4 protein-coding genes are annotated in these 4,952 nt (G+C 73.9%); all 4 read right to left on the minus strand.

What is annotated here, in order from left to right:
• Window positions 1–429 (minus strand): DinB family protein (locus C1J00_RS38155; RefSeq protein WP_102913484.1); only part of this gene is annotated, 429 nt, incomplete at its 3' end.
• Window positions 430–569: 140 nt separating this feature from the next.
• A complete protein-coding gene (locus tag C1J00_RS38160) occupies window positions 570–1,529 on the minus strand; it encodes an EamA family transporter (protein WP_102913482.1) in 960 nt (319 codons plus the stop codon).
• A gap of 188 nt (window positions 1,530–1,717) precedes the next feature.
• Complete coding sequence (locus tag C1J00_RS38165) at window positions 1,718–2,854, minus strand: lipid II:glycine glycyltransferase FemX (protein ID WP_102913483.1); 1,137 nt, start codon at window positions 2,852–2,854, stop codon at window positions 1,718–1,720.
• A 120-nt stretch (window positions 2,855–2,974) separates the two neighbouring features.
• Window positions 2,975–4,952: FAD-linked oxidase C-terminal domain-containing protein (locus tag C1J00_RS38170; RefSeq protein WP_102913485.1), on the minus strand; the 1,978-nt coding region annotated here is incomplete at its 5' end.

A 4,952-nucleotide genomic window follows, 5' to 3' on the forward strand; every position in this document is an offset into this window, starting at 1 on the left:
CACGCGCACCAGGACGTGGTGCAAAGTGGTCTCGCGCCGCTCCTCGGGCCACCAGGGAACGCGACCGGTCGCCTCCAGCGGCAGCGCCGCGATCGTGCCGCCCGCGTGCTCCCACGCCCGGCGGTACAGCCCGGCGATGTCCTCGCGGGACTCGTCCGGGGTGGCCCACATGTCGGCTTCGGGTTCGGCGTCCTGCGTGTACCACCAGGGCGGTGGGTTCTCGGCGAAGTAGGGCCGGCCGAAGGTGTCGCCGAAGTAGCCCAGCTCCACTCCGGCGGTGTGCTTGACCAGCCCGAGCAGATTGGTGCCGGTCGGTGTCAGCGGGCGGCGGATGTCGTACTCGCAGAGCCCGTCGAGCTTCCACAGCAGGGCGTCACGCGCGTCCTGGAGATAGCGGAGGAGGTCGGCCTTCGCGTCGGGTGTGGTCATGCGCGGCAGTTTGGCACCCGGCACTGACATTGATGCTGATACTCGGGTTCCGGTGGTCGTGACCCGGGCACTGACTGACGCCCTGCTGGGCTGTCAACCGGGCCGGACCAGAAGAGCGGCCGCTTCCGCTGCGGAGCGGCTCAGCCCTCCAGGCCTGTGCTCCGCGGCGCCGCCCGCTTCTTGCGCCCGCCGCCCACCTGGGTGCGCACCGCGCCCATGCTCGCCGCGACGACGAGGGCGATCGCGGCGGCCTCGGCGGTGCTGAGCGCCTGGTCGAGGATGAGGAAGCCGGCCGTCGCGGCGATGGCCGGTTCGAGGCTCATCAGGATCGCGAAGGTGGAGGCGGGCAGGCGGCGCAGGGCGAGGAGTTCGAGGGTGTACGGCAGCACCGAGGAGAGCAGGGCGACCGCCGCGCCCAGGCCCAGCGTCACCGGGTCGAGCAGCTTCGTCCCCGACTCGGCGATCCCCAGCGGCAGGAACAGCACCGCCCCCACCGCCATGGCCAGGGCCAGCCCGTCCGCCTGCGGGAAGCGGCGGCCCGTACGGGCGCTGAAGACGATGTAGGCGGCCCACATGGCGCCGGCGCCCAGGGCGAAGGCCGCCCCTGTGGGGTCGAGGCCGCTGAAGCCTCCCCCGCCCAGGAGGAAGACACCGGCGAGGGCCAGCGCCGCCCAGACGACGTTGACCGCCCGGCGGGAGGCGAGGACCGAGAGGGCGAGCGGGCCGAGGACCTCCAGTGTGACCGCGGGGCCCAGCGGGATGCGGGCGACGGCCTGGTAGAAGAGGCCGTTCATGGCGGCCATGGTGATGCCGAAGGCGACGACGGTGCCCCAGTCGGTGCGCGAGTGGCCGCGCAGCCGCGGGCGGCAGACAAGGAGCAGGACGACGGCCGCGACCAGCAGGCGCAGCGCCACGACCCCGAGGGCCCCCGCCCTGGGCATGAGCGTCACCGCCAGGGCGGCGCCGAACTGCACGGAGATCCCGCCCGCGAGCACCAGGCCCACGGGTCCGAGGGAACCGAGCCGGCCCGGGCCGGCGGCCGGCGCGGTGGCGTCGGCGGTCGCGGACGAAGGCGGGGTGGCGGTCTCCGGCGTGGTCACGGGCTGTCCTGTGCTCGGTCGGTGTCAGGGGCTCGGTGTCAGGAGTGCTGACTGTCAGGGGTGCTGCGCATGTGCGGTGCGTACATCGGGGTGCACTCAACGTACAGCCCGATGCACTGCACAGTCCAGGGTAATGGACTCCGTCAGGTGCGTGAACCCCTTTTGCCTCTGTCTCGCGCTGTGAGACGTCAGCGGCGGGCGAGGTACAGGTTCAGCGCCTTGTACAGCAGCCGGTTGAGCGGGTAGTCCCATTCGCCGAGGTGTTCCACCGCCTCACCGCCGGTGCCCACCTTGAAGCGCAGCAGGCCCAGCAGGTGGCTGGACTCCTCCAGGGTGTCGGTGATGCCGCGCAGGTCGTAGACGGCGGCGCCCAGTTCGTGCGCGTCGGTCATCATGCGCCACTGCACGGCGCTGCTCGGCTGGACCTCGCGGCGGCGGGCGGTGGAGGCGCCGTAGGAGTACCAGACGTGGTCGCCGACGGTCAGCATGGTGGCCGCGGCGAGCACCTCGCCGTCGTGGTAGGCGAGGTAGAGCCGCATCCGGTCCGGGTGTTCGGCGGTGAGCGCGCTCCACATGCGCTGGAAGTACGGCAGCGGGCGCGGGACGAAGCGGTCCCGCTCCGCGGTCTCGCTGTACAGCTCGTGGAAGGCCGGCAGGTCCTCCAGGTCGCCGCGCACGACCTTCACCCCGGCCTTCTCCGCCTTCTTGATGTTGCGGCGCCACTGCTGGTTCAGGCCGCTGTGGATGTCCTCGAGCGACCGGCCGGCGAACGGCACCTGGAAGACGTAGCGGGGCTGGCCCGCGGCGAAGCCGTCCTCGCCGGTCGCCTCGGACTGCCGCCAGCCCATCCGGCGCAGGCTGTCCGCGACCCGGCCGGCCCGCGGTTCGTACGACGTCGCCCGCACGTCACGCAGCCGCCGGGCGGCCGGGTCCGCGATCGCCGCCTTGACCGCGTCGGCGCTCCAGCGGCGCACCACGACCGGCGGGCCCATCCGCACCGCGAAGGCACCCCGCCGTCTCAGGTGCGCGAGCATCGGCTCCAACAGACGGTCGAGGCCGGGCCCGTGCCAGTCGATCAGCGGGCCCTCGGGGAGGTAGGCGAGGTACCGCGGCAGCCCGGGCAGCCGCGGCCCGGGCAGGGGGCGCAGCAGTACCAGTCCCGCGCCGACGAGCTGCCCGCCGTCGTCGAACCAGCCGAGGCTCTCCGCCCGCCAGTCGGGCTTGACCTCACCCCAGGAGGGGACCTGGGTGTGGCTGGCGGAGGGACGGGCCGTGACGAACGCGAGATGCTCGTCGCGAGTGATCGGCTGGACGCGGACGCTCATGCGCGGGCTCCTTCGAGCAGCTGCCCTCGACGGGCAGTGGTTGGTCCCGCGAGCCTAGGAGCGGCTTCGGCACTCCCCCGGTTCAGACACTCGGGTCCGCCCTCCCGTGGCCCGAACGCCTCACGTGCCGTCGCGCCCGGAGTTCTCGTCCAGCGCCTCGGCCAGAACCTCCGCCAGATGCCTGCCCCGTACGCCCGCCAGCTGCTGGAGCTGGGTGCGGCAGGAGAAGCCGTCCGCCAGGACCACCGCGCCGTCCGGGGCGTCCCGTACGGACGGCAGGAGCTGTTCCTCCGCGCAGGCGGCGGACACCTCGTGGTGACCCTTCTCGAAGCCGAAGTTCCCCGCGAGGCCGCAGCAGCCGCCGCTCAGTTCACCGGTGAGCCGGGCCGCTTCCCGCAGCCGGCGGTCGGCGGCGTCGCCCAGCACCGCGTGCTGGTGGCAGTGGGTCTGGCCGGCCACCGGGCGGGCCACGCGCGGCGGTGTCCAGCCGGGGGCATGGCGTTCGAGCGTCTCGGCGAAGGTGAGGACCTTGGCGGCGAGGCGGGCCGCGCGCGGGTCGTCGTGCAGCAGTTCGGGGACGTCCGTGCGCAGGGCCGCGGCGCAGCTCGGCTCCAGGACCACGACCGGCGCGTCGGTCTCCAGCACCGGCTCCATCAGGTCGAGCGTGCGGCGCATGACGGCCCGGGCACGGTCCAGCTGGCCCGTCGAGACGTACGTCAGTCCGCAGCAGACCCGGCCCCGGCCGCGGAGCAGGGACAGCGGGTCGAGGGCGACCGTCCTGCCGTCGCCCACCGGCGGTTTCGCCAGGTGCACGGTCGGCGGCAGCGCCACCCGCAGCCCGGCCGCTTCCAGGACCCGTACGGCGGCCCGCCCCACGGCCGGGGAGAGGTGCTCGGTGAAGGTGTCGGGCCACAGGACGACCAGGTCACCCTGTGCGGAGCCCCGCCGCTGTTCCCACCACCGGCTGAACGTCCGTGACGCCAGCCGCGGGATCTCCCGCTCGGGGGCGATCCCGCCCAGCCGTTTCGCCGCCCGGGCGAGGGGGCGCACCCGGGCGAAGGCGTTGACCAGCCACGCCGTGCGCGTACGGGCCACCGCCCGGAGCCACACCGGCAGCCGGCCCATCGTGTGGTGCGCGGCCGGGCGGCGCCGTCCCGCGTAGTGGTGGTGCAGGAACTCCGCCTTGTACGTGGCCATGTCGACCCCGACCGGGCAGTCCGACCGGCAGCCCTTGCAGGACAGGCACAGGTCCAGCGCGTCCCGGACCTCCTCCGAGCGCCAGCCGTCCGTCACCACCTCACCGGCGAGCATCTCGTGCAGCAGCCGGGCCCGCCCGCGCGTGGAGTGCTCCTCCTCGCCCGTCGCCCGGAAGGACGGGCACATGACGCCCGAGCCGGACACCGACGTCGTACGGCACTTGGCGACGCCCACGCAGCGCCGCACCGCCGCCGGGAAGTCGCCGCCGTCGGCGGGGTAGCCGAAGGCCACGTCGACCGGTTCGCGGGGCAGGACGGAGAAGCGCAGGCCGCTGTCCAGCGGCGCGGGGCGGACGAGCATCCCGGGGTTCAGCAGGTCGTCCGGGTCCCACACCCCCTTGACCCGCTCGAAGAGGCCGACCATCTCCGAGCCGTACATCTTCGGCAGCAGCTCCGCCCGCGCCTGCCCGTCCCCGTGCTCCCCGGACAGCGATCCGCCGTGCGCCACCACCAGCTCCGCGAGCTCCTCCGAGAAGCGGCGGAAGCGGGCGACTCCGGCCTCCGTGAGGAGGTCGAAGTCGATGCGGACGTGGATGCAGCCGTCCCCGAAGTGCCCGTACGGCGTGCCGCGCAGCCCGTGCTCCGCCATCAGCGCCCGGAAGTCCCGCAGGTAGGCCCCCAGCCGGGCGGGCGGCACCGCGCAGTCCTCCCAGCCGGGCCAGGCCTCGGTCCCGTCGGGCATGCGGGTCGCCGTACCGCTCGCGTCCTCCCGGATCCGCCACAGCGCGCTCTGCCCCGCCGGATCGGTTACCACCAGCGCGTCCACGACATCGGCGGCCCGCACGACCGCCTCCGCACGCGCGCGTGCCTCCCCCGCGGACCCCCCGCCGGTCTCCACGAAC

The organism is Streptomyces cahuitamycinicus, from assembly GCF_002891435.1.
GTDB classification, from domain to species: domain Bacteria; phylum Actinomycetota; class Actinomycetes; order Streptomycetales; family Streptomycetaceae; genus Streptomyces; species Streptomyces cahuitamycinicus.